General features: G+C 65.8%; 24 protein-coding genes (1 of these 24 cut by a window edge). 17 read left to right on the top strand and 7 right to left on the bottom strand.

All coding sequences use genetic code 11. The features are described from left to right. The first annotated feature begins 38 nt into the window (after window positions 1–38). Window positions 39–548, top strand: a complete 510-nt coding sequence (gene pal, locus H6P80_RS00535; protein ID WP_185799409.1) for a peptidoglycan-associated lipoprotein Pal — start codon at window positions 39–41, stop codon at window positions 546–548. Window positions 549–593: 45 nt separating this feature from the next. Here the strand turns inward: pal and H6P80_RS00530 are convergent, their stop codons facing one another. Beyond that, window positions 594–1,652 carry an isoaspartyl peptidase/L-asparaginase family protein gene (locus tag H6P80_RS00530; RefSeq protein WP_235973678.1) on the bottom strand — a complete coding sequence of 353 codons (1,059 nt, stop codon included), beginning with the start codon at window positions 1,650–1,652 and terminating at the stop codon, window positions 594–596. Window positions 1,653–1,842: 190 nt separating this feature from the next. Here H6P80_RS00530 and H6P80_RS00525 point away from each other — a divergent pair, with 190 nt between their 5' ends. The 7 genes from H6P80_RS00525 (at window position 1,843) to H6P80_RS00495 (ending at window position 7,613) form a co-directional block, all read left to right on the top strand. Further along, entirely contained in the window at window positions 1,843–2,868 is a 1,026-nt protein-coding gene (locus H6P80_RS00525) for a methyltransferase (protein ID WP_185799407.1), read from the top strand. Between the two features lie 294 nt (window positions 2,869–3,162). Then, window positions 3,163–4,416, top strand: a complete 1,254-nt coding sequence (locus H6P80_RS00520; RefSeq protein ID WP_185799406.1) for a M24 family metallopeptidase — start codon at window positions 3,163–3,165, stop codon at window positions 4,414–4,416. Continuing rightward, window positions 4,413–4,775: a GFA family protein gene (locus H6P80_RS00515; RefSeq protein ID WP_185799405.1), complete on the top strand. Its 363-nt coding sequence runs from the start codon at window positions 4,413–4,415 to the stop codon at window positions 4,773–4,775. Before H6P80_RS00520 ends, H6P80_RS00515 begins: the two co-directional genes overlap by 4 nt. A 143-nt stretch (window positions 4,776–4,918) precedes the next feature. Continuing rightward, the gene (locus H6P80_RS00510; RefSeq protein WP_185799404.1) at window positions 4,919–5,383 is read left to right on the top strand and encodes a GNAT family N-acetyltransferase; all 465 of its coding nucleotides are present in this window, start codon (window positions 4,919–4,921) and stop codon (window positions 5,381–5,383) included. Between the two features lie 64 nt (window positions 5,384–5,447). Then, window positions 5,448–6,590 carry a flavodoxin-dependent (E)-4-hydroxy-3-methylbut-2-enyl-diphosphate synthase gene (gene ispG / locus H6P80_RS00505; RefSeq protein ID WP_185799403.1) on the top strand — a complete coding sequence of 381 codons (1,143 nt, stop codon included), beginning with the start codon at window positions 5,448–5,450 and terminating at the stop codon, window positions 6,588–6,590. Further along, a complete protein-coding gene (locus H6P80_RS00500; protein ID WP_235973677.1) occupies window positions 6,587–6,889 on the top strand; it encodes a hypothetical protein in 303 nt (100 codons plus the stop codon). Before ispG ends, H6P80_RS00500 begins: the two co-directional genes overlap by 4 nt. 1 nt (window position 6,890) lies before the next feature. Continuing rightward, window positions 6,891–7,613, top strand: a complete 723-nt coding sequence (locus tag H6P80_RS00495; RefSeq protein ID WP_185799402.1) for a thioredoxin family protein — start codon at window positions 6,891–6,893, stop codon at window positions 7,611–7,613. A 9-nt stretch (window positions 7,614–7,622) separates the two neighbouring features. Here the strand turns inward: H6P80_RS00495 and H6P80_RS00490 are convergent, their stop codons facing one another. Further along, the gene (locus H6P80_RS00490) at window positions 7,623–8,090 is read right to left on the bottom strand and encodes a hypothetical protein (RefSeq protein WP_185799401.1); all 468 of its coding nucleotides are present in this window, start codon (window positions 8,088–8,090) and stop codon (window positions 7,623–7,625) included. A 170-nt stretch (window positions 8,091–8,260) separates the two neighbouring features. Here H6P80_RS00490 and H6P80_RS00485 point away from each other — a divergent pair, with 170 nt between their 5' ends. Then, window positions 8,261–9,166, top strand: coding sequence for a DMT family transporter (locus H6P80_RS00485; RefSeq protein ID WP_185799400.1), 906 nt, complete (start codon window positions 8,261–8,263; stop codon window positions 9,164–9,166). Between the two features lie 11 nt (window positions 9,167–9,177). Here H6P80_RS00485 and H6P80_RS00480 read toward each other — a convergent pair whose 3' ends face one another. From H6P80_RS00480 to ppa, 3 genes are all read right to left on the bottom strand, one after another. Beyond that, window positions 9,178–11,106, bottom strand: coding sequence for a M61 family metallopeptidase (locus H6P80_RS00480; RefSeq protein ID WP_185799399.1), 1,929 nt, complete (start codon window positions 11,104–11,106; stop codon window positions 9,178–9,180). Window positions 11,107–11,191: 85 nt separating this feature from the next. Next, window positions 11,192–11,890 carry a hypothetical protein gene (locus tag H6P80_RS00475; RefSeq protein ID WP_185799398.1) on the bottom strand — a complete coding sequence of 233 codons (699 nt, stop codon included), beginning with the start codon at window positions 11,888–11,890 and terminating at the stop codon, window positions 11,192–11,194. 25 nt (window positions 11,891–11,915) lie between these two features. Beyond that, window positions 11,916–12,443, bottom strand: coding sequence for an inorganic diphosphatase (gene ppa, locus H6P80_RS00470; protein WP_185799397.1), 528 nt, complete (start codon window positions 12,441–12,443; stop codon window positions 11,916–11,918). Between the two features lie 149 nt (window positions 12,444–12,592). Here ppa and H6P80_RS00465 point away from each other — a divergent pair, with 149 nt between their 5' ends. The 7 genes from H6P80_RS00465 (at window position 12,593) to H6P80_RS00435 (ending at window position 20,866) form a co-directional block, all read left to right on the top strand. Continuing rightward, entirely contained in the window at window positions 12,593–13,702 is a 1,110-nt protein-coding gene (locus H6P80_RS00465; RefSeq protein ID WP_185799396.1) for an LLM class flavin-dependent oxidoreductase, read from the top strand. Between the two features lie 82 nt (window positions 13,703–13,784). Further along, on the top strand, window positions 13,785–15,098 hold the full coding sequence (gene hisS / locus H6P80_RS00460; RefSeq protein ID WP_185799395.1) for a histidine--tRNA ligase: 1,314 nt from the start codon (window positions 13,785–13,787) through the stop codon (window positions 15,096–15,098). Further along, window positions 15,095–16,165 carry a peptide chain release factor 1 gene (prfA, locus tag H6P80_RS00455; RefSeq protein WP_185799394.1) on the top strand — a complete coding sequence of 357 codons (1,071 nt, stop codon included), beginning with the start codon at window positions 15,095–15,097 and terminating at the stop codon, window positions 16,163–16,165. The genes hisS and prfA overlap by 4 nt, the downstream gene beginning before the upstream one ends. Window positions 16,166–16,168: 3 nt before the next feature. Then, window positions 16,169–16,990, top strand: coding sequence for a peptide chain release factor N(5)-glutamine methyltransferase (gene prmC / locus H6P80_RS00450; protein WP_185799393.1), 822 nt, complete (start codon window positions 16,169–16,171; stop codon window positions 16,988–16,990). A gap of 278 nt (window positions 16,991–17,268) precedes the next feature. Next, the gene (locus H6P80_RS00445; protein WP_235973676.1) at window positions 17,269–17,874 is read left to right on the top strand and encodes a DUF4167 domain-containing protein; all 606 of its coding nucleotides are present in this window, start codon (window positions 17,269–17,271) and stop codon (window positions 17,872–17,874) included. Between the two features lie 53 nt (window positions 17,875–17,927). Further along, on the top strand, window positions 17,928–19,313 hold the full coding sequence (locus H6P80_RS00440; protein ID WP_185799391.1) for a DUF4139 domain-containing protein: 1,386 nt from the start codon (window positions 17,928–17,930) through the stop codon (window positions 19,311–19,313). 11 nt (window positions 19,314–19,324) lie between these two features. After that, entirely contained in the window at window positions 19,325–20,866 is a 1,542-nt protein-coding gene (locus tag H6P80_RS00435; protein WP_185799390.1) for a DUF4139 domain-containing protein, read from the top strand. On the opposite strand, the gene H6P80_RS00430 is transcribed toward H6P80_RS00435, so the two are convergent. Further along, window positions 20,863–21,150: a hypothetical protein gene (locus H6P80_RS00430; RefSeq protein WP_185799389.1), complete on the bottom strand. Its 288-nt coding sequence runs from the start codon at window positions 21,148–21,150 to the stop codon at window positions 20,863–20,865. The two genes, H6P80_RS00435 and H6P80_RS00430, sit on opposite strands and share 4 nt — an antisense overlap. Window positions 21,151–21,331: 181 nt before the next feature. Between H6P80_RS00430 and H6P80_RS00425 the strand changes: the two genes are divergently transcribed. Then, window positions 21,332–21,760, top strand: coding sequence for a CBS domain-containing protein (locus H6P80_RS00425; protein ID WP_185799388.1), 429 nt, complete (start codon window positions 21,332–21,334; stop codon window positions 21,758–21,760). Window positions 21,761–21,763: 3 nt separating this feature from the next. Here the strand turns inward: H6P80_RS00425 and H6P80_RS00420 are convergent, their stop codons facing one another. Then, window positions 21,764–23,098, bottom strand: the 3' portion of a protein-coding gene (locus H6P80_RS00420; RefSeq protein ID WP_328804907.1) for a lipopolysaccharide biosynthesis protein. Its footprint extends 150 nt past the window's final position; the window shows 1,335 of its 1,485 coding nt (coding positions 151–1,485); the start codon falls outside the window, past its right edge; its stop codon occupies window positions 21,764–21,766.

Raw genomic sequence — 23,098 nt, 5'->3', positions numbered from 1 at the left:
TTGCGGGGCCGCATCGCATGAACAAAGAAGAGGATGGAATGATGACTAAGATTTCCAAAACCGCGATTTTGCTGGCCGCGGGTTCGCTGCTGGCGCTCGGCGCCTGTTCGCGAAGCGCACCCGACGAACTTCCGCCGCCTCCGGTCGGATCGAATGACTATGATACCGGGCCCACGGGTCCCGTGCCCGGCAGTCGTGCCGATTTCATTGCCCAGGCCGGCACCGACACGATCTATTTCGACACCAATATGCACGATGTCGATGCGGACGATCGCGCGGTCCTCGATGCGCAGGCGGCTTGGCTCATCGCCAATCCGTCGGTTCGCGTCACGATCGAGGGCCATTGCGACGAGCGGGGCACGCGCGAATATAACCTCGCGCTCGGCGAGCGGCGCGCCAATGCGGCGGCCAACTATCTGGCCCAGCGCGGCGTTGCCTCGTCGCGGATGACCGTCATCAGCTACGGCAAGGAGCGCCCGGTGGCGCTGGGTTCCGACCAGGCGAGCTGGGCGCAGAACCGCCGCGCCGTCACCGTCGTGCCGATGTAAAGCGCGCCGATCTAGGCCCTTCCAGCCCCTCCCTTCGGGGAGGGGCTATTCGTCGCCGTAAATGGCGACGTTCGCTCCGGCTTCGCTCGATGCCATGCCGCGATACATGCCCGGCGTGTTGAACGAATAGGTGCCGGTGCCCCAGGGCGTGGCGACGATCACGCCGCCCGATCCGCCCAGGCTTTCCATTTCCCCGATCACGCCGTCGGCGATTTCCTGGATGTCGGAGGCTTCGAGGCCGAACTCGCTCGCATGGACATAATATTCGGGGATGCCCTCGCTATCGAGCGGCACCGAGGCTTGCGCCTCTTCCAGCCGCTGCTGGAACCGGAAGCGGATCTGGGCGCAGATCTCGTGCGCCACGCCCACCCGGATGAAATATTCGCCGGCCCCCGTCGCCGACACCGCGCAGCCGCGATTGTCGGCATAGGTGCCCGCGCCGATCACCGGGGAATCGCCGATCCGGCCCCAGCGCTTGCCCGTCAGCCCGCCGGTCGAGGTCGCGGCGGCGACATTGCCTTCGAGATCGACCGCGACCGCCCCCACCGTGCCGTATTTGAGATCGACGTCATAGGCCGACAGCCCCTCGGCTTCGCGCGCCAGCATCTCGTCGAGCTGGCGGCGGCGTTCCTCGGTCTCGAACCAGCTGTTCTCGACCTGCTCCAGCCCCTGCTCGACCGAAAACTGGTCGGCGCCGAGCCCGCGCAGGAAGACATGGGGGCTGTTCTCCATCACCCGCCGCGCCAATGTCACGGGATGGCGGGTGTGCGAGGTCCCGGTAATCGCCCCGGCCGCACGCGTGGAACCGTCCATGATCGAGGCGTCATGCTCGATCGCGCCGTCATAGGTGAAGACGGCGCCGCGCCCGGCGTTGAAATGCGGATCGTCCTCCAGCTCGCGGATCGCCGCCTCGACCGCGTCGAGCGAACTGCCGCCATCGCGCAGCACCGCGCTCCCGGTTTCGAGCGCATGGGACAGCGCCGCGCGGATATCCGCATCCTGCTGCGCGGTCAGCCGGTCGCGCTCGATCACGCCCGCACCGCCATGGATCACGAGCGTCCAGCGGCCTTCGACCGCCGGCTGGCCCGATGCCTGACTTGCCATCAACAAAGCTCCAATCGTCAAAATTGCCGTGAGACGCATAATGTCTCTCCACTCGGTGGGAATGGCCCCTCATAGGCCGATCGGCATGGCGCCGAAAGGCCAGCGCGCTCGCCTTTACGCTGGACCCGCGCCGCGCCGCGGTTAGTATGTAAGGCCAACGAATAACGAACAGAGTGAGGGGATGCCGTTCATGAATGCCTATCAAATGCCCGTGGTCGACGATCGCGCTATCTGGGATCTCTGGCTCAGCCAGCATCATCTTCCCGCGATCACCGTCGCCGACGAGATCGGGCTGTTCGCCGCGCTCGAAGCGGGGCCGCGCGATACCGCTACGCTCGCGGCGGCCTGCAATGTCGAGGGGCGCGCGCTGGGCATCGTGCTGGGCCTGATCGCGGCGCTCGGCTTCGTCGTCCGCCGCGAAGGCGACTGGAACCTGACGAGCGTGTCGCGCACCTATCTGCTGCCCGACGGGACGTTTTATTGGGGCCCGCTGATCACGGGCGGCCGCGACAATGATCCGATCCATGCGGCGCTGATGGGGATGTTGCGGCCCAGCGAAAAAGCCGATCCCACCGAGGGACGCCCGGTCGAGAGCTGGGAAAGCGGCCAGCTGGAAATCGAGCAGGCCCGCAGCATCGCCCAGTTCATGCACGCCCATTCGCTGCCCGCCGCGATCGGCGCGTCCCGCACGGGGCGGTTCGAAGGCGTTACCAGCCTGATGGATGTCGGGGGGGGATCGGGCGTCTTTTCGATCGCCGCCGCGCTGGCGCAGCCGGGCCTCAAGGCGACGATCATGGAGCTGCCGGCGATGTGCGAGGCGGCGCAGGATTATATCGACAAGGCCGATGTCGCCGATCGGGTCGGCACGACTTCGGTCGACATGTTCCGCGAGGACTGGCCGACCGGGCATGACGCGCTGTTCTTCTCCAACATCTATCATGACTGGAACGAGGCCACGAACCGGGAGCTGTCGGCCAAGGCCTTTGCCGCGCTGCCGTCGGGCGGCCGCATCTTCCTCCACGAACAGCTGATGGCGGACACGCTGGACGGGCCGGTAACCACGGCCTCCTTCTCGGTGCTGATGCTGCGCGGCACGCGGGGCAAGCAATACAGCCTGGGCGAGCTGACCGCGATCCTCGAAAGCGCGGGTTTTGAGGACGTGCGCGCGACGCACAGCTGCGGCTATTATTCGCTGGTCGAGGCGGTGAAGCCCTAGGCGCGACTCCGGCCGGCAAGGCGCGGCGGGCGGATGGTTGACACGCGGCGCGGTTTTTCGGGGCTGTGACCTTTGCCGCCCGGGCCCGGAAAAGCGCCATCGGGAAAGCCTGTTCCCGGCCCCGGTTGTGACCTTCCGGAAAGGGGAGGCCGGCTGCGATATCCTGTCCATCGCCATCGCGGGATCGAGCATAGCGCAAAGCGACCCCTGTAGGACAGCGCGAAGGCGCGGGCGGCCCCTCCTGCCGCCGCGCCGAGGCTTGCCAAAATGCCCGGCCCGGTTCAGTTTCCACGCATGCAGATAGACAGACGAGCATTTGTCGCGATGGGCGCGGTGGCCGGGTTTGCCGCCCTGTCTCCCTGGCGCGCGCTGGCCCAGTCCGGAGCCGATCCGGCCCTTTCTCCGATCACCGGCGATGTCGAGCCGATTGCGCCGGCCGAACATCTGGCGCGCGTCGTCCGCGCGCAGCAGCTGATGCGCGAAGCGGGGATCGGCGCGCTGATGATCGAGCCCGGCGCCTCGATGACCTATTTTACCGGCGTCCAATGGTGGCGCAGCGAGCGGCTGACCGCCGCGATCGTCCCCGTCGAGGGCGAACCCTGTATCGTCACCCCGCATTTCGAAGAACCCTCGGTGCGCGAAAGCCTGAAGGTGCCGGCCGAAGTCCGCATCTGGCACGAACATGTGAACCCGCTCGATATCGTCGCGGGCTTCCTTGCCGATCGCGGCGTCGCCGGCCCGGTGGGGGTCGAGGAAACGGTACGCTTCTTCGCGACCGACGGCCTGCGCCGCGCGATGCCCGCGGTCGAGATCGTGCCCGGCGCGCCGGTCGTGCGCGGCTGCCGGATGATCAAGTCGGCGCATGAGATCGCGCTGATGCAGAAGGCGTCGGACGTCACCATCGCCGCCTATCGCCATATTCACCCCCGCATCGAGGCCGGGATGACGCCCGCCGATATCGAGGCGATGTACGTCTCGGCCTGTCTTGCGCTCGGCGCGCAGCGCGCCGGCGGGTTGATCCTGCTCGGCGAGGCGAGCGCCTATCCGCACGGATCGGGCCAGCCCCAGCATGTCCGCGAGGGAGAGGTCGTGCTGCTCGACAGCGGCTGCAACGTCCATGGCTATCAGTCCGATATTTCGCGCAGCTTCGTCTATGGCGACCCCAATGCCGACCAGCGCCGCGTGTGGGAGCAGATGCGGCGCGGCCAGGATATCGCGATGGAAGCCGCGCAGGTCGGCCGCCCGGCGGGCAGCGTCGACGATGCCGTGCGCGCTTATTATGAGGGCCTCGGCTATGGCCCGGATTATGCGCTGCCCGGCCTGTCGCACCGCACCGGCCACGGCATCGGCATGGAGGGGCATGAGCCGATCAACCTTGTGCGCGGCGAGGAAACCCCGCTCGCGCCCGGCATGTGCTTCTCCAACGAACCCGGCATCTATCTTCCCGGCAGCTTCGGCATACGGCTGGAAGACTGTTTCCACATGACCGAGGCGGGGCCGCAATGGTTCTCCGTCCCGCCGCCCTCGATCGACGAGCCGTTCGGTTGAGCGCGGTCGAGGGCCGCTGCGCCTGCGGCGCGGCGGGATACACCGTCGCGCAGGCGCCGGACGAGGTCACCGAATGCAATTGCACATTGTGCACCAAGCTCGGCGGGCGCTGGGCCTATTATGCGCCTGCCGATGTCGCGCTGGTCGGCGAGACCATTGCCTATGTCCGCGGCGATATGGCGAAGCCCGGTCTCGCGACGCATCATTGCGCGCGCTGCGGGGCGATCACGCACTGGGCGCCGCTCGATCCGACATATGCGAGGATGGGGGTCAATGTGCGGCTGCTCGATCCCGCTGTCATCGAGGATGCCGCTATCCGGCGGGTCGATGGCCTCAGCTGGGACAAGGACGCGGGCTGAAGCGGCAATCTGGCGTTTCCCGCAAGGCGGATTATGCCATGATCGCGCAGCCTGCGGTTCGATCGCCGTCGTCCGCCGCTCCTGCAACAGGCACCTTCGATTGAGGGCTTGGCGATCCGATTTCGTGCCGTCATAGGGCGGGTATGGCGGAATTCGAGATACGCGAAGACGATCTGTCGGGCGTGGAAATCACGGCGCTGCTCGAATTCCATCTTGCCGAAATGATGCGCCATTCGCCGATCGAAAGCGTTCACGCCATGCCTGTCGCGCGGCTGCGCCAGCCCGACGTTACTTTCTGGTCCGCCTGGCAGGGCGGGGCGCTGGCCGGTTGCGGCGCGATGAAGGCGCTCGAACCGGATCATGGCGAGCTCAAATCGATGCGGACGGCGCCCGAATTCCTCCGCCGCGGGGTCGCCGAGGCGGTGCTGCTCCATATGATCGCCGAAGCGCGGCGGCGCGGCTATGCGCGCCTGAGTCTCGAAACCGGGCGGCCCGCGCCCTTTCACCCCGCCCATGCCCTCTACCGCAAGCACGGCTTTGAAGAATGTCCGCCCTTCGCCGACTATGGGCCCGACGCTTTCTCGATGTGCATGACGCGGGCGCTTTAGGCGCCTTTTCCCCGGGCTTTCCCGGCGACTTCCCCTTGTAACCGCAAGCGCCTATATCGCGGCCATGTCCGTACGCCCCTGGAGAGATATCGCCCGTCGCACCTCGCGGCAGATCATGGTCGGCAATGTGCCGGTCGGCGGCGATGCGCCCGTCACCGTGCAGACGATGACCAACACGCCGACCTCCGACGCCAGGGCGACGATCGACCAGATCCGTCGCTGCGAGGAGGCCGGGGTCGATATCATCCGCGTCTCCTGCCCCGACGAGGAGTCGACCGCCGCGCTGAAACAGATCGTCCGCGCGGCGCGCGTGCCGATCGTCGCCGATATCCATTTCCACTATAAGCGCGCGCTCGAAGCCGCCGATGCGGGCGCGGCCTGCCTGCGCATCAATCCCGGCAATATCGGCGCCGAAAGCCGCGTGCAGGAAGTGATCGCGGCGGCCAAGGCCAATGGCTGCGCGATCCGGATCGGCGTCAACGCCGGCAGCCTCGAAAAGGATCTGCTGGAAAAATATGGCGAGCCCTGCCCCGAGGCGCTGGTCGAAAGCGCGCTCGATCATATCAAGATCCTGCAGGACCATGATTTTCACGAGTTCAAGGTCGCGGTGAAGGCGTCCGACGTCTTCCTCGCCGTCTCCGCCTATATGGGGCTGGCCGATGCCGTCGATTGCCCGCTGCATCTCGGGATTACCGAGGCGGGCGGTTTCGTCGGCGGATCGGTGAAGAGCGCCATCGGCATCGGCAACCTGCTCTGGGCGGGTATCGGCGACACGATCCGCGTCTCGCTCTCGGCGGAGCCCGAGGAAGAAGTGCGCGTCGGCTATGAAATCCTGAAAAGCCTGGGCATCCGGACGCGCGGCGTCCGCGTGGTGAGCTGCCCCTCCTGCGCCCGGCAAGGCTTCGACGTGATCCGCACCGTCCAGACGCTCGAGGAGCGCTTGCAGCATATCAACACGCCGCTTTCGCTCTCGGTGCTCGGCTGCGTCGTCAACGGCCCGGGCGAGGCGCGCGAGACCGATATCGGCATCACCGGCGGCGGCAAGGGCAAGCATATGGTCTACCTGTCGGGCGTCACCGACCACCATGTCGAGGATGCCGACATGGTCGAGCATATCGTCAGGCTCGTCGAGGCCAAGGCCGCCGAGATCGAGGCCGGGATGATCGACGAGGGCAAGGCCGGCGGCGCGATGGAAGCGGCCGAATGAAACGCAAGGCCGCCCTGTCCGAGGCGCGCCGCTCCAGGGCCACTTATGTCGCCACCACCGGCGCATCCTCGACCGGCGCATCCTCGACCGGGGTCTCGGCCATGGGCGCGGCCGCCATCGGCGCACTCGCGACCGGTGCGCTCGCGCTCGGCGCGCTGGCGATCGGGCGGCTATGGATCGGCAGGGCGCGAATCCGCAAATTGCGCATCGACGAACTGGAAATCGGCAGCGTCACGGGAACCGGCGGCCTGCCGCTCGCCTCTTCCGGCGATCGCGAAAGCGCCGCCGAGCGCGATTAAAGTGCGTGCGGCTATCCTTGTACTCGCGCTTGCTACGAGTGCAGCTTCGGAAGCGGCAATTGAGATCGAGCTTGCCGGGCCGCCATGCACTATCGATCTGAATGGAGAAGCTGTCGACAGTTCGGCGCTCTATGCCTTTCTGGACGATGTCGAAGACAAGGCTGTCACGGTGAATATCACGGCGGAAGCGCTGACTCGGTGGCGGTGTGTAGGTGGTCCGATATTCGTCATTCAACAGGCCGGATTCGAGAATATTCGGATCAATGTGGGCGAGGGCATCGAACAATCGGCGAGCCACCCTGAAGCGAGCCCCTTCGACGAGGCCCGCACGGCGCGCGTCGATGTGGCGCTGGCGCTCGGGCGGGCGGCGCTGACCCGCAAGCGCGTGATCCTCGTCCTCGGCGCCAATTGGTGCCACGACAGCCGCGGTCTTGCCGGCTGGTTCGAAACGCCGCGCTTCGCCGAAATGCTCTCGCACCGGTACGAAATCGTCTATGTCGATGTCGGCCATCCGCAGCGCGGCGAAGGCCGCAATCTCGATATCGCCGAAACCTTCGGCATCGCGGAGATCACCGGCACGCCGACGGTGCTGCTGCTCTCGCCCGAGGGTGCGCTGCTCAACGCCGATACGGCGCGGACCTGGAACGACGCAGCCAGCCGCGCCGAAGACGATATCTTCGCCTATTTCTCCGCGTTCGAGCCCGAAGGCGCGGCGCGGCGCTAGAGCCGGCCGTTAAAAATAGATGTCGACATAGTCGGTCAGGCCGTCACAGGCTTGCATGTCCTGCAGACGCCAATACCGCCGGTTCTGGGTGATCAGGAATTCGAATGTGCCGTCGCGCTCGCACACCCGGCCTTCGTCCGGCGCGCCGATAATCGAGATATGGCCGCGAAAGGTGAAGCTGTCGGCATCGATCGCCAGCACATCGCCGTCCAGGGTCAGCCGCCCCGGCCCGGTGCGCTCTTCCTGTTCGCCGGAGAGCCGGACGAGCCCGTCCCGGTCGCTGACCCGGACATGGCCGCGATAGTCCCAGCTGATCCATTGGAGGCTGATGCCGCTATTGCCGCGCAGCCGGGCCAGCATCGCTGCGCTTTCGACCACGGTCTGCTCGGCCGGGGGAACCACCAGGGTCCGCGCGGTTGCGGGCTGGAGTGCCGTCAGCGCCAACAGCGCCAGCGCGGCGGGTTTCACGATCGTCATGGCAATCTCCCTCTTCATGCCGGGCGACCTTGGGCCTTCCATAGGCCAGCCAAGCTGAATGCAGCCTAACCGGCGGCGCTTCGAGAGAGCGGAAATCCCCGGCAGCGATAATCGCCTGTCGTTCGCCGGAAAGTGGTTGATCGCTGGAATGCGCCGGACGAAAGGGGGCCATGTCGAACGCGTCGCCCTCTTCGAACCTGCCCGCGATTGCCGCGGTTCTGCTGGGGCTTGCCTGCTATTCGGGCATGGACGCGATCATGAAGGGGCTGGTGCTCGCGCTCGGCGCCTATAACGCGATCTTCTGGCGCATGGCCGTGGGCTTCGTGATGGCGGCTGCGCTGTTTTTCGCTCAGCGGCGGCGCTGGCCCGGGCGGGCGGCGCTCAAGGTCCATCTGATCCGCGGCGGCGTGACCTTCGTCATGGGCTATCTGTTCTTTTGGGGGCTCGGCCGGGTGCCGCTGGCCGAAGGCATTGCGCTCTCCTTCATCGCGCCGCTGATCGCGCTGTATCTCGCCGTCCTGCTGCTCGGGGAGGTGATCGGGAAGAGCGCGATCCTCGCCTCGCTGCTCGGCATCGCCGGGGTGGTGGTGATCCTTGTCGGCAAGATGCAGGGCAGTTTCCCCCCGGACGCGCAATGGGGCGTTGCGGCGATCCTCGGCTCGGCCTTGCTCTACGCCTATAATCTCATCCTCCAGCGCCAGCTCGCGCAGATCGCGTCCTCGGCCGAAGTGGTGTTCTTCCAGACCGGCATCGTCACCCTGCTCTATCTTGCGCTCGCGCCCTGGTTCGCGGCCCTGCCGCCGGCGGAGAACTGGCCGTTCATCGTCGCGGCGGCGGCGGTCGCGATGGTTTCGCTGATGCTGATCATCTGGGGCTATGCCCGGGCCGAGGCGCAGCATCTCGTCAGCCTCGAATATACGGCCTTCATCTGGGCGGCGATCCTCGGCTGGCTGTTCTTCGACGAGGCAGTGACCTGGGCGACCTTTATCGGCACCGCGCTGATCGTGTCGGGCTGCCTGATCGTCGCCTGGCGAAGGCCCGAAAAGGCGGAGATCGTCGAAGCGGCGGTCGCCTAGCCCCGCCCGGTCTAGCGCAGCGGCTGGATCAGCGCGTCGAGCCCGGCCCGCCCGCTCCCGACCCGTTCCAGATAGGGGTAGCGCAGGCCCTGCTGCCAGTTCAGCGTCACCGTGCGATAGCGGTCGCCATTCTTGACCAGCAGCTCGACATCGGTGCCGTCGTCGGCCGCCGCGGCGATCGCATCCGCCAGCAGACCGGTCGAGAAGCTGTAACTGTTGATCGCGACGATCTCGGTGCCGACCGTCAGCCCCGCCTGATAGGCCGCGCCCTCCCAGATCACGCTCTGGACGCGGCCGTCATTGCCGACGGCAAGTCCGCCCGACCAGCTGAGGTCGATATAGTCGTTCGCCTGCTGCGCCTGGCGCAGGCTCTCGCTCGGTTCGTTGCGATAGGCGAGGCGATAGCTGCCGAGCTCAAGGCCGTTCGTGGGCGCGCCCTGCGCATTTTCGTCGAGCCGCCGCTCGATCAGGCCGCGCCAGTCATGGGCGTGAATGCCCTCCAGGGTCTCGACGATATCGTCCAGCGTATAGGTAAGCTGCCCCCAGTCGCCGTCATTGACGCCGAAAAAGCGCCGCGCGAAATCGTCAAGCGAGCGCCGTCCGCGGGTTTCGCGGCGCAGGATCTGGTCGATCTCCAGCCAGACGAGCGCGCCCTCGCGATAATAATCCTCGCTGCGCTGCCAGCTCGTCCAGGGATTGGGCTGGCGCGCGGCGATGATCGGATCATGGGCCGTATCCTGAAGATCGCGCCAGGCGCGCCCCGCGCGAAGCTCCAGCCCGGCGACCCGCAGCGCGAGCTGTTCGCGGAACTGTTCGGGCGTGTAGAGGCCGGAGCGGGCGGCGAGGACGGTGTCCCAGAAGGTCGTCTGGCCCTCATAGACCCAGAGCAGATTGTCCTGCATCGGCGTGCGATAATCGGGCGTCCACAGGCCTGCGGGACGGCGGAACTTGCCGTTCCAGCTATGGGTAAGCTCATGCGGGAGCAGCGAGCGGCGGCCCGGGCCCTCGTCCCATTCGAGGAAATAGCCGCTGGGCACCGCATTTTCCGAGGAGCGCTGATGTTCGAGCCCGATGCCCGACATCGTGTCGGTGATCGCGAACAGGAAATCGTAGCGATCGAAATGGCGCGCGCCGAACAATCGCACGGCCTGGTCGGAAAGGCGGCGGTGCGCGGCGATCTGTTCGTCGGTCGCGGCGAGCTCGGAGGCGCGGTCGGCGAAGGTGTTGAGCCACAGCCCGTTGCCGAGATCGTCCTGCCGGTAGTGCGCGCCCGCGAACATCGGGCTGTCGACAAGGGTTTCGTAGCTCACCGTATCGTAGCTGATCCGCCCGTCGGCGCCGGGCCGCGCGCCGCGCAGCGCGACCGCGCTGTTCCACCCCGCGGGCAGGGTCACCGAAGGCGCGACCATGATGTTCCGGACATAATAGCCCGCGGGATAGAAGGACATCTTCTCCCATTGCAGGTTCAGCATTTCGGCCGTCATCACGATCCGGCCCTGGTTGCGTTCGGTCGCCGAAAGGAACTGGAAGCGCAGGCGCAGTTCGGTCGCGCCCTCGGGCACGTCGATATGGAAGGCGTAGACGTCGAGCGGATCGCGGGTCCAGTCGATCCGCTGGCCGTTCGCCTCGATCGTCAGCCCGGCGAGATGGCGGATCGGCCCGCGCGGCGCATGGTTGCCCGGCAGCCATTCGGGATAGAGCAGCACCATCGGCCCGGCCTGGGCGACGGGTATCGTCTGCTCGACGCGGAAGATCGCGCGCTCGGTATCGGTGGCATCGACATGGATCGCCATCGTGCCGGGATAGGGAATGTCGCGCGCCGCCGGGATCGCATCGACGACCGGCGTCGCTTCGGGGGCGCTGTTCTGCACCGGATTCTGGGCCTGTGCCGCAACGGGCATGGCGAGAACGGCGAAAGCCGCAAGGAGGATCGGTCGCATGAAATATCCCTTGGTCAATACCGGGGGAGAGTGGCGCAAGCGCGCGCCGAAATCCAGTGCGCGGCCGCCGCGTGCCGGGCCCGGGTCAGCCGGCCTGGGGGTGTTTTCCCGCGCGCAAGACCAGGATCCGGGCGATCGCCATAGCCAGCAGCACCGTCCAGGAAATCAGCCCGCCAAGGCCGAGAAGCGCCGACCGGGCGTCTTCGGTCGCGCCGAACAGCATGATCGCCCCGCCCGCCGTCACGATCAGCCCTGCCATCGGCCAGAAGCCGCCGATCCGGGCGATCAGCCAGCCGATCGCGAGCGCGGCGAGGCTCAGCAGCGCGAACTTGCCGCGCACCATCGGGATCAGCAGGTCGATGGTCGATTGCCCGCCCGGCAGGTCGGCCATGATCGCGAACAGCTGCATGCCCTCGATCTCGTCGAACAGCGCGGCGAGCAGGACGGCGGCGACGCCCGCCGCGGCGATCTTCGGCCCGCGCGACCTGAGCGCGATCAGCCCGCAGATCAGGAAGGCGGCATAGGCCGGGATGAAGGCGAGCGCATCGACCCAGGTCGCGTGGCGCATCGCGGCGAGGAACTGGCTCCGGCACGGTTCCTCGCCGAACAGGGTGGCGACATCGGCCGGCGTGCGGACGATTTCGAAGGCGATGATCGAGCCGAGATTGCCGCCGGTTTCCGCGCAGCTTTCGATGTTGGGGATCATCCCGAAATAGAAGGAAATGATCGTCGTCACGAGCCCGGCGCCCGCGCAGCGCCACCACCATTTCGCTTCGTCTTTCATCCCCGTCCCCGTTTCTCTTTTTCGGCTATTCCCTGGCCCGCTCGATGCTTTCCAGAACGATCCGGCAGGCCTCTTCGCGGTCGCCCCATTTGCCGACCCGCACCCATTTTTCGGGCTCCAGGTCTTTGTAATGGGTGAAGAAATGCTCGATCTGCTGCATCACGATTTCGGGCAGGTCGTTGCCCTCGTCGATCTTGCGATAATAGGGGAAGGTCGCGTCGATCGGGACGCAGAGCAGCTTCTCGTCGCCGCCATGCTCGTCTTCCAGGTTGAGCACCGCGATCGGCCGGCAGCGCACGACGCAGCCCGGCATGAAGGGCGAGCGCGCCACGACCAGCGCGTCGAGCGGGTCGCCATCGGGCGACAAGGTATGCGGAACGAAGCCGTAATTGGCCGGATAGCGCATCGGCGTGTGCAGGATGCGGTCGACGAACAGCGCGCCGGACACCTTGTCGAATTCATATTTTACCGGCTCGCCGCCGACCGGCACCTCGATGATCACGTTGATGCTGTCGGGCGGGTCGTCGCCGATGGGGATGAGGTCGATGTTCATGGGGTGAAATTCTATCAAATGACGGCGCAGCGCAAGGCACAGTTCCGCTTGCGGGAAAAGAATAACAAATGTTACCGTCGAGTCGACACGCCGGAGTCGCCTGCCTGAATCATGCGGCGGCGCACAAGGCGGCGAACAGGAGAGCGGGCATGCATGTAGGTTTCGCCACGGGCTTCGCGCATCAGCGCGACGACAGTTATCCCGATGAGAAGTTCCTGCGCGAGGAACTGGAAAATTGCGTCCTCGCCGAAGAACTCGGTTTCGATTCGGTCTGGATCACCGAACATCATTTCGGCAGCTATTCGCTGTCCAACGATCCCTTGCAGCTGCTGACCTATCTTGCGGGCCGCACCAGTCGCGTGAAGCTCGGCACCCAGTGCATCATCGTTCCCTGGCACAATCCCGCGCGGCTCGCGGAGAAGATCGTCAATCTCGACATCATGTCGGGCGGGCGAGCGATATTGGGTTTCGGCGGCGGGCTCGGGCCGAAAGAATTTACCGGGCTGGGAATCGACCAGAACCTGTCGCGCGATCTCTATACCGATATTCTCGACGTGCTGATCCCCGCGCTCGAAACCGGGATATTGGAGGGCGAGGGCGCCTATGGCGTGCAGCCGCGCACCGAGCTGCGGCCGCGCCCGATCAAGAGCTTCGAGGGCCGCAAATTCTGCGGCTCGCTCAGCGGCTCCTCGATGCGCGCCGCGGCCCGGCACGGCTTCGGCAATATGGTGCTGATGCTGCCCCAGCGCGGCAAGGAGACGCCGCCGGATCTCTACAAGGAAGTGTGGCAGGAAGAACGCGGCGACGGCAGCGAACCGCCGCCGCCGATGCTGGGGGGCAATTATTATATCGACGAAAGTGCGGAGCTTGCCGAGGTGCAGGGCCGCAAATATCTGGCCAACACGATGCGCGCCGCGGTCACCAATTACAGCCTCGACAAGCCCGGCATCTTCAAGAACATCAAGGGCTATGAGAGCTACGAGAATATGACGCTCGAGCCCGACGAGATCGAACCCTATGTCGAAAATTTCAGCCACTCGGCGGTCACCGGCACGCCGCAGATGATCCTCGAGCGGATGTGGGAGCTGAAGGAAATCTACAAGCCGCAGGGCTTCTTCCCGCACGTCCATTATGGCGGGATGCCGCAGGAAGAGGCGCTGAAGAATATGCATCTCTTCGCCGAAAAGGTGCTGCCGGAACTCAAAAGCTGGGAAGCCGAAGCCTCGATCGACGACCGCTTCCTCGAGGCCGCCGAATAGGAAGGCCGATTTCCCCGGCGGGCGGGCCAGCGCGCCCATCCGCTATTTCCGTTTCCCGCAAATGCCGCTAGAGGCCCCTGCCATGGCCAAGAGCGAGACACCCAAGGCGATCCGCGGCACGCAGGACATGATCGGCGAAGAGGCCGAGCGCTTCCAGCATGTCGTCGACACGTTCGACCGGGTCCGGCGGCTTTACGGCTTCGGCCGGGTCGAGGTGCCGGTGTTCGAGGCGACCGCCGTCTTCGCGCGCTCGCTCGGCGAGACCACCGATGTCGTGTCCAAGGAAATGTACAGTTTCGAGGACAAGGGCGGGGATTCGCTGACGCTGCGCCCGGAATTCACCGCCGGTATCGCGCGCGCGTACCTGACGAACGGCTGGCAGCAATATGCGCCGATGAAGCTCGCCACCGACGGGCCGCTCTTCCGCTACGAGCGCCCGCAAAAGGGCCGCTTCCGCCAGTTCCACCAGCTCGACGCCGAGATTATCGGCGCGGGCGAACCGGCGGCGGACGTCGAGCTGCTGGTGATGGCCGATCAGCTGCTGAAGGAATTGGGCATCGCCGAGGGCGTGACCTTGCAGCTGAACACGCTCGGCGATGCCGCGACGCGCGACGCCTGGCGCGATGCGCTGGTCGCGCATTTCGAGGCGCATAAAGGCGAGCTTTCCGAAGACAGCATCGACCGGCTTTCCCGCAACCCGCTGCGCATCCTCGACAGCAAGGACCCGCGCGACCGCCCCATCGCCGATGCCGCGCCGGGTATCGACGATGTGATGAGCAACGAGGCGGCGGCTTTCTTCGAAGACGTGACCGTCGGGCTCAATGCGGCAGGCGTCGCCTGGGAACGCAATCCCCGGCTCGTCCGCGGCCTCGATTACTATCGCCATACCGCCTTCGAATTCGTCACCGACCGGCTCGGCGCGCAGGGCACGGTGCTCGGCGGCGGCCGCTATGACGGGCTGATCGAGGCGCTCGGCGGACCCGAGACGCCGGCGGTGGGCTGGGCGGCCGGGATTGAGCGGCTGGCTATGTTGCTTGACGAATGGCCGGATTCGGTGACCGAAATAGCAGTGTTTACTACAAACCCGGAGCTAGATGGTTTTGTATTGGAACTGGCCAGTCTGCTTCGAAGGCCGCCAGCCGCTATTCGCACCGAAATTTTTGCCGCCGGATCAAGACGCAAACGATTTGATAAAGCGAAAGCGTCGGGCGCTTGGCGTTGCCTAGCCGTTGAATTTCACGATGATGGAAACTGCGTCGTGCGACTGCGAGACCTCAATATTGATAGAGCAAAGCCAGTTCGAACCAGGATAACCAAGGCCCTTGAGCAGCGTTTTCATTTTCGGGAAGAAACAATTGCAGACGCCCACTCGTGGATACTGGCCCAACGAAAATGACCACCATCTCCCCCGAACGTATCGACGCCATCCTGTCCCGGCAGGAAGACCTGCAGGGCCAGATGGCGACCGGCGATCTCGCGCCCGACAAGTTTGTCGAGCTTTCCAAGGAATATGCCGAGCTCGAACCCGTTGCGGAAACCGCAAAGGAGCTGCGGCGGCTGCGTGAGGAGCTGGCGGCGCTGGCCGAAATGCTCGCCGATCCGGAAATGAAGGAAATGGCCGAGGCCGAAGCCGAAGAGCTGAAGGCGGCGATCCCCGAGGCCGAACGCGCGCTGGCGGTGAAGCTGCTGCCCCGCGACAGCGCCGACGAGCGCCCGGCGGTACTCGAAGTGCGGGCCGGCACGGGCGGCGACGAGGCGGCGTTGTTCGCCGGCGATCTCCTGCGCATGTACCAGCGCTATGCCGAGGAACAGGGCTGGGGCTTCGAACTGATGTCGGCCAGCGCGTCGGACGCCGGCGGCTACAAGGAGGCGGTCGTCAACGTCAAAGGCAAGGGCGTGTTCGCCAAGCTGAAATTCGAAAGCGGCGTCCACCGCGTCCAGCGCGTTCCGGCGACGGAGAGCGGCGGGCGCATCCATACCTCCGCCGCGACGGTGGCGGTGCTGCCCGAACCCGAAGAGGTGGATGTCAGCATCGACGAGAACGACCTGCGGATCGACGTCTATCGCTCGTCCGGCCCCGGCGGGCAATCGGTCAACACCACCGATAGCGCGGTGCGCATCACCCATATCCCGACCGGGCTCGTCGTCACCCAGCAGGACGAGAAATCACAGCACAAGAATCGCGAAAAGGCGATGAAGGTGTTGCGCGCGCGGCTCTACGAGCATCAGCGCGCGATCGTCGATGCCGAGCGTTCGGGCGCGCGCAAGTCGATGGTCGGCTCGGGCGACCGGTCCGAGCGCATCCGCACCTATAATTTCCCGCAGGGCCGGGTGACCGATCACCGGATCAACCTGACCCTGCACCAGCTGCCGCAGATCCTCGAAGGGCCGGGGCTCGAGGAACTCGTCACCGCGCTGATCGCCGAGGACGAGGCCGAGCGGCTCGCCCATATCGAGGAGTAAGGCATGACGGTTGTGCGCGAAGCGCTGCGCGAGGCGGCGGCGCGGCTGGCACCGGTGTCGGAAACGCCGCGGCTGGACGCCGAAGTGCTGATGGCCGAGGCGCTGGGGCTGACCCGGGAAGCGATGCTGCTCGGCCGCCTCGACAGCGACGCGCCGGAGGGCTTTGGCGCGCTGGTCGAACGGCGGCTCGCCCATGAACCCGTCGCCTATATTATCGGCCGGCAGGAATTCTGGAGCCTGGACCTGAAAGTCGGCCCCGGCGTGCTGGTGCCGCGATCCGAAAGCGAAACGCTGATCGAGGCGGCGCAAAGCTGGTTCGGGAACGAGGCGCCCGAAACGATCCTCGATCTCGGGACCGGGCCCGGCACCCTGCTTCTGGCGGCGCTGTCCGAATGGCCCGATGCGCGCGGGTTGGGCATCGATGCGTCGGAAGAGGCGCTGGCCTATGCGCGCGGCAATGCCGAAGCGCTGGGCCTGGCCGAGCGCGCGGAATTCCGGATCGGCAACTGGGTGGAGGGGCTTTCGGGCACGTTCGACCTGATCCTGTGCAATCCGCCCTATCTCGATAGCGAGGACGACATCATGGCGGACGTGCGCGATTTCGAACCGCATCTGGCGCTGTTCGGCGATGCCCAGGGCCTTGGCCCCTATCGCGAAATCGTGCCGCGGCTGGCTCCATTTATCGCCAAAGGGGGCGGCGCGGCCATCGAATTGGGCAAGGGCCAGATGGATAATGTGGATAAGATTTGCCGGGCCGAAGGCTTTGAAACCCGCCGCTGGCGGGACCTTTTGGGCATAGAGCGATGCCTTTTTATCCACATATAGGACCATGCCCTAACCATATTTTCACTTGCATTTGGCAAAACGGAACGGATATGGGCAGGGGTGGAACGAGGGTTCCGGCAGCACAACAGCACTGAAACCTTCGCCCCACGATCTCCATCGTCAAACCGCTGATGTCCGGCGGTGCTGGCATTGGACCGGCTGCGGCTGGCCCTTGCGGAGAAAGCTATCCGAGCGGCCAGGATGGGCCTGGCCGATGAAAGCGGCGCGCGGGGGCGTGCTTTTCCCGGAAACAATGGACTGAGGATCTACAGACCTTGATGAACAATAGAAGTTCGGGCCGTCGCCGGAGCCGGAGCAATCGTTCCAGCAACCGCGGGCCCAATGACGGTAACCGTCTCGACAACCGCGCACGCGGCAACGCCAACCAGCTTTGCGAAAAGTACAAGGCGATGGCGCGCGACGCCCATCAGCAGGGCGATCGGGTAATGAACGAATATTACCTGCAGTTCGCGGATCATTATTTCCGGGTGCTCACCGAGAGCAACCAGCGCAAGGACGAGCAGAATCGCGGTCGCGACGACAATCGTCAGGGCCAGCGTGCCAAGGACGACGGCGGCGACAATAATGCTGCGGATCGCGACGAGCCGGAAACCGAAACCGAAGCCGAGGCCGAAAAGGAAGCGCCGAAAAAGCGCAAACCCCGCCCGCGTGCCGCCAAGGCCGAACAGCCGGCGAAAGCCAATGGCTCGGGCGAAGGCCATGATTCGGACGAAGAGCGGATCGAGGCCGATCGCCTGCCCGGTTCCATCTCGATCGGCGGCAATGACGCCGACGATGACGAGCCGGAAGCCGCTGCCGAAAAGAAGCCCGCCCGCCGTTCGCGCAAGAGCGACGATGGCGACGGAGCCGTCGCCGAAGCCTAGAGGCTTTCCAACCGGGCCGATCGCTGCCACTCTCCCGCCTGAGGGAGAGTGCCATGAAGCCCGTCGTCTTGTTCGCCCTGGCCGCCGCTTTTGTCCCCGCCGCCGCGTCGGCGCAGGGACAGGGCGATGTTTCGGTCACCATCTACAACAACAATCTCGCGCTCGTGCAGGATATCCGGCAGGTCGCCCTGCCGACCGGCCGTTCGCGGCAGGAATTTCCCGAGGTCTCCGCGCAGATCCGGCCCGAAACGGTAACCATCGGCGGCAGCGGCATCGCGATCGTCGAGCAGAATTTCGATTACGACCTGCTCTCGCCCGACGCGTTGATGGAAAATGCGGTCGGCGAACTCGTCACCATCGTCCGCTTCAACCCGGCGACCGGCCAGGAAACGCGCGAGCGCGCCCGGGTGCTCGCCGTCAATGGCGGCGTGGTGCTGGAAATTGCCGGTCGGATCGAGGTTTTGCGCGACGATGGCCGGCCCGCGCGCGTCGTCTTCGATACGATCCCGCCCAACCTGCGCGCCCGCCCGACGCTTTCGGTAACCCTGGACAGCAACCGCGCGGGTACCCGGCCGCTGTCGCTCAGCTATCTGACGCCGGGGCTCGGCTGGAACGCCGATTATGTCGCGCTCTACGACCAGGAGGACGGGACGATAGACGTCCAGGGCTGGATCACCCTGCGCAACACCACGGGCACGACCTTCGACAATGCCGATACCCTGCTCGTGGCCGGCGCGGTGAACCAGGGCGGTAATAATAACAGTCGCTATCGCGGCCCCCCCCAAAGCTCGCCGATCACCCGGCCGGGTACCGAAACCGCCGACCGCGAACAGCTCGGCGATTTCTATCTCTATCCGCTCGGCCACCGCACGACGATCGCCGACCGGCAGACGAAGCAGGTCAATTTCCTCGACGTGCAGGGCGCGCGCGCATCCAACGATTATGCGTTTCGCGTCGACAGCTTGCGGACCGCCGATGCCGCCAGCGCCAACAGCGTGCTGCGTTTCTCGTCGAGCAGCGAGGGCGGGCTCGGCGATGCGCTGCCCGCGGGCACGGTGCGCGTCTATATGCGCGACGCGCGCGGCGATCCGCAATTCATCGGCGAGAACGCGATCCCGCACACGCCGATGGGCTCGCAGCTGGCGATCGTCACCGGCGAGGCGTTCGACGTGAATGTCGCCTCCACGGTGGTCCAACGGACCCGGCTCGCGATGTATCACTGGCGCACCCAGATGCGCTACACGCTCACCAATGCCCGCTCCGAAGCGGTGACCGTGCAGCTGGATCAGATGCAGCTGCCCTGGTGGTGGCCCGAAACGCGGGTGACCGAGGAGAGTCTGCAAAGCGAGCGGCTGTCGGCCGATGGCGTGCGCTGGCTCGTCGACGTGCCGGCCAATGGCGAGACGATCGTCAGCGCCACGTTCGACACGCGCTACTGAGCCCGCCCGCCATGCGCCGCCTCGCGCTGATCCTTCTCACCCTGTTCGCGGCGTCGCCCGCGGCGGCGCAGGTGATCGTTTCGGACGGGCCGGAGAGCGTGGCCGTCACCCTGTACCGGGATCCGGGGCGGGGCGAGGGCGGCGGCATCAACCTCAACGCTCTGGGCGGCTTTGCGCTGATCACCGAGACGCGACAGATCGCGCTGCCGGCCGGCGCGGCGACGATCCGCTTCGAAGGCGTGGCCGAAGGCATCGTGCCCGTCAGCGCCATCGTTACCGGGCTGCCCGGCGGCACGATCCAGCGCAACCGCGATGCGCGGCTGCTTTCGCCGGCTTCGCTGGTCGATGGATCGCTCGGCAATCGCGTCACCATCCGCCGCGCGGATTCCGAGACCGGCGGGATGCGCGAGCAGCCGGCGACCATCCGGGTCGGTCCGAACAACGGCGTGATCTTCGAAACCGCCGAGGGGATCGAGGCGCTGCGTTGTTCGGGTCTCCCCGAAACCCTCGTCTATGACGGGGTGCCCGAAGGACTGTCGGCGCGACCGACGCTTTCGGTCGAAACGGTGAGCGAGGAAGCCGCGACGGTGACGGTCACACTCTCCTATCTCGCCTCGGGCTTCGACTGGACCGCCCATTATGTCGCCGATCTGTCGGACGATGGCGACGAATTGCGCCTTTTCGCGTGGCTGACGCTGGCCAATTCGAACCCGCAAAGCTTTCCCGATGCCGATGTCCAGGCGGTCGCAGGAACGCTCAACCGTGAGGCGGCGAGCGATATTGCCGATGCCTGGCAGCAGCTCCAGCTGCGCCTCAGTTGCTGGCCCATGGACACGACGGCGACCCATCCGGGCTTGAGCACCGAGCAGACGACCGGGATGATGAGCTATTCGGAATCACCAGGAGCGATCGTCGTCACGGCTCAGCGCCGGGGAGCGGCGGAGATGGATATGGCGATCGCCGGCATCGTCGCCGAGCAGGAGGATCTCGGCGATCTCAAGCTCTATCGTATTCCCGAGCAGGTGACCGTCGCCGCCAATGCGCAGAAACAGGTGGCGCTGCTCGTCCAGCCCGCCGTGCGCTTCGAACGGCTCTATACCGGCCGCTTCGCCAATTATCGCGGCGACAGCGAGCCCGAGCCGCTGTTCATCACCTTCCGTACCGAGAACGAACTATCCGAAGGGCTCGGCGTGCCTTTACCCTCGGGCACGGTAACAGTGTTCGAGCAGGCCGCCGGGCGCCGCCTTCCGGTGTCCGAGACCCGGCTTGCGGATCGCGCCATCGGGCAGGAGGTCGAACTGCAGGTCGTCCCGAGCGCGCAGGTGATCCTGACCACCGCCTATGAAGGCGATGGCGACCGGCACCGCTGGCAGCTGACCGTGACCAACGCCAATCCTCGTCCCGCCGAAATCGAGCTCGTGCTGGGCCCGGCCGATACGCCTTTGCGCTTTTCGGGCGGGCGGACGCGAGAGCGCGAGGGCGAGCGGATCTGGCGGGTCACCGTCCCGGCCAATGGCGAGCGCTCGCTACGGGTGAACGCGCCGGACGCCTAGTCCCTGCCGTCGAAATGCGCGACATCCTCGTCATGGCCGGTGCCGGAGCTCAGAAAGGCCAGGCCCATCAACAGGCCCGCGACGAAGATCGTCCCGCCGACGCCCACGGATGTCGCCAGCACGATATGGATGCTCAGCCCGGCGCCGAAGAAATGGAACCAGCCCAGCGCCACCATCGTCGCCGCGATTGCGGCCAGCGCCATCCATTTCAGGATGCGGCGATAGCGCGCCCAGGCGAAGCGGGCATAGTCGGGATCGTCGAGCGAGTTTTTGGTATCGGGCATCGCCTTCCTTTGGGCGTTCGGCACGCCCTCATCAAGGCCGCCGCCGCTTCGTTCAGCGACAGCATCGCCTCGGCGAAACCGTGATCTGTCGGCTAAGGCGCTGAATTCCGCCTTTCTTTCCTTCGGCTTCGAAAAGGCGCATTATTGCACCCGATTCAGATAGCGAATTGGGAGAGGCGCTATGACGATCAGCAGCATCCTGGAGAGCAAGGGCGGCGAGACGATTGTCGCCACGCCGGATATGAGCGTGTCCGACGCGGTGCGCCTGTTCGCCGAAAGGCGGATCGGCGCGGTGCCGGTGCTCGACGGCGACACGGTTGTCGGCATCATGTCCGAACGCGATCTCGTCCATATCGTCGCCGCATTCGGCGCCGCGGCGCTGGACAAGAATGTCGGCGAGGTGATGACTTCGCCGCCGATCACCGTCGAAAAGGATCACAGCATTTTGGGCGCGCTCGGCCTGATGACGCGGCGGCGCATCCGGCATCTGCCGGTGCTCGACGGCGGCGAACTGATCGGCTTCGTGTCGATCGGCGATCTCGTCAAATACCGGATGGACCGGATCGAGCAGGACGCCGCGGCGATGCGCGACTATATCCAGCAGGTCTGAAGCTCAGGCTTCGGCGATCAGCGGCTTGCGGCGGACGAGCAGATCGCGCAGCTCGACGACGAGCGGCCGCGCGAAGACGATCAGCAGCAGCGCATAGCTGGCGATGCCCAGCAGGACGAGCAGCGCCAGATGGCCGATCAGCGGCATCGGCGGCAGCATCAGTTCCACGCCCTCGACGATTCCGGCCATGGCGAGCGAGGCGGCGAGGCCCGGCAGGAGCGCGCGGCCGAGCGCGCCGATACCGATGCCGATCACCGGCATCGAGGCCAGCATGGTGACGGCGGTGAGGATCGGGAAGCCGATCAGCCAGACCCGCGCCATGCCCTCGATCCCGTAATCGACGCCGATCGCGAAGGATGCGGCCATGATCGCCGCTCCGATCATGTTGACGCGAACCGCGATCCAGGGGCGGCCGAGCGCGTTGGTCGCCGGGGCGAACAGGATCTGCAGGGTCATGAAGGGCATCGCCAGCGCCAGCAGGCGGACGAGCGGGATGGTTTCCAGCCACTGATCGCCGAGCATCGCGGTGACGAGCGGTTCGGCGGTGATCGCGAGCCCTAGATAGAAGGGCAGCGCGATCAGCATGATCAGCCGCACCGCATTGGCGAAGGCCGGGGCGATCGCCGCCCCGTCGCGGTGCATGCGCGAATAGGTGGCGAACGCGACGTCGTTGAGCGGCGGCACGAATTTCGCGACCAGGATCTGCGTCAGGAACAGGGCGGTCGTATAGACGCCCAGCATGTGCGCGTCGAAGGCGCGGCCGGCGATGAACACGTCGGACTGGCTCTGCAGGAACCAGAAGAACTGGATCGCCGTCATCGCGCCGCCGAATCCGATCATCGCGCCCGCGCCCTTGAAGGCGAAGCTGGGCATGACGAGCGAGCGCGCCGCCCAGGTCAGCCCGATGCCGCGCACCATGAACATCACGATCGGCGCGTAAACGAGCGTCCACACGCCGAATCCCAGCAGGGCGAGCGTCAGCGCGGTCGCGGCGCCGGAGATCGAGCCGGCGAGATTGGCCAGCGCCTGCTTCTTATATTCGAGTTCGCGGCTGAGCAGCGCGAACGGCAGGGCGATGAACGGCGTCGTCAGATACAGAAGCGCCTGGACGCGCAATATGTCCGTGACTCGCGGTTCGCGGAAATAGGCGGCGGCGAGCGGCGCGAGCGCGAGTTGAATCGCCGCCAGCGCTATATTGAGGAGAATCAGCAGCCCGAAGACCTGGCGAATCTGTTTTTTACCGACCGTTTCGCGCTGGATCAGCGAACTCGCAAAGCCATAGCCTTCGAGCAGGCTCAGGAAGACGACGACCAGCGAGGCCATGGCGAACAGGCCGTA

The organism is Parasphingopyxis marina (genome assembly GCF_014237875.1).
GTDB classification, from domain to species: Bacteria; Pseudomonadota; Alphaproteobacteria; order Sphingomonadales; family Sphingomonadaceae; genus Parasphingopyxis; species Parasphingopyxis marina.
The sequence above is the reverse complement of the archived record's forward strand: the minus strand, read 5'-3'. Positions and strand labels throughout refer to the sequence as shown.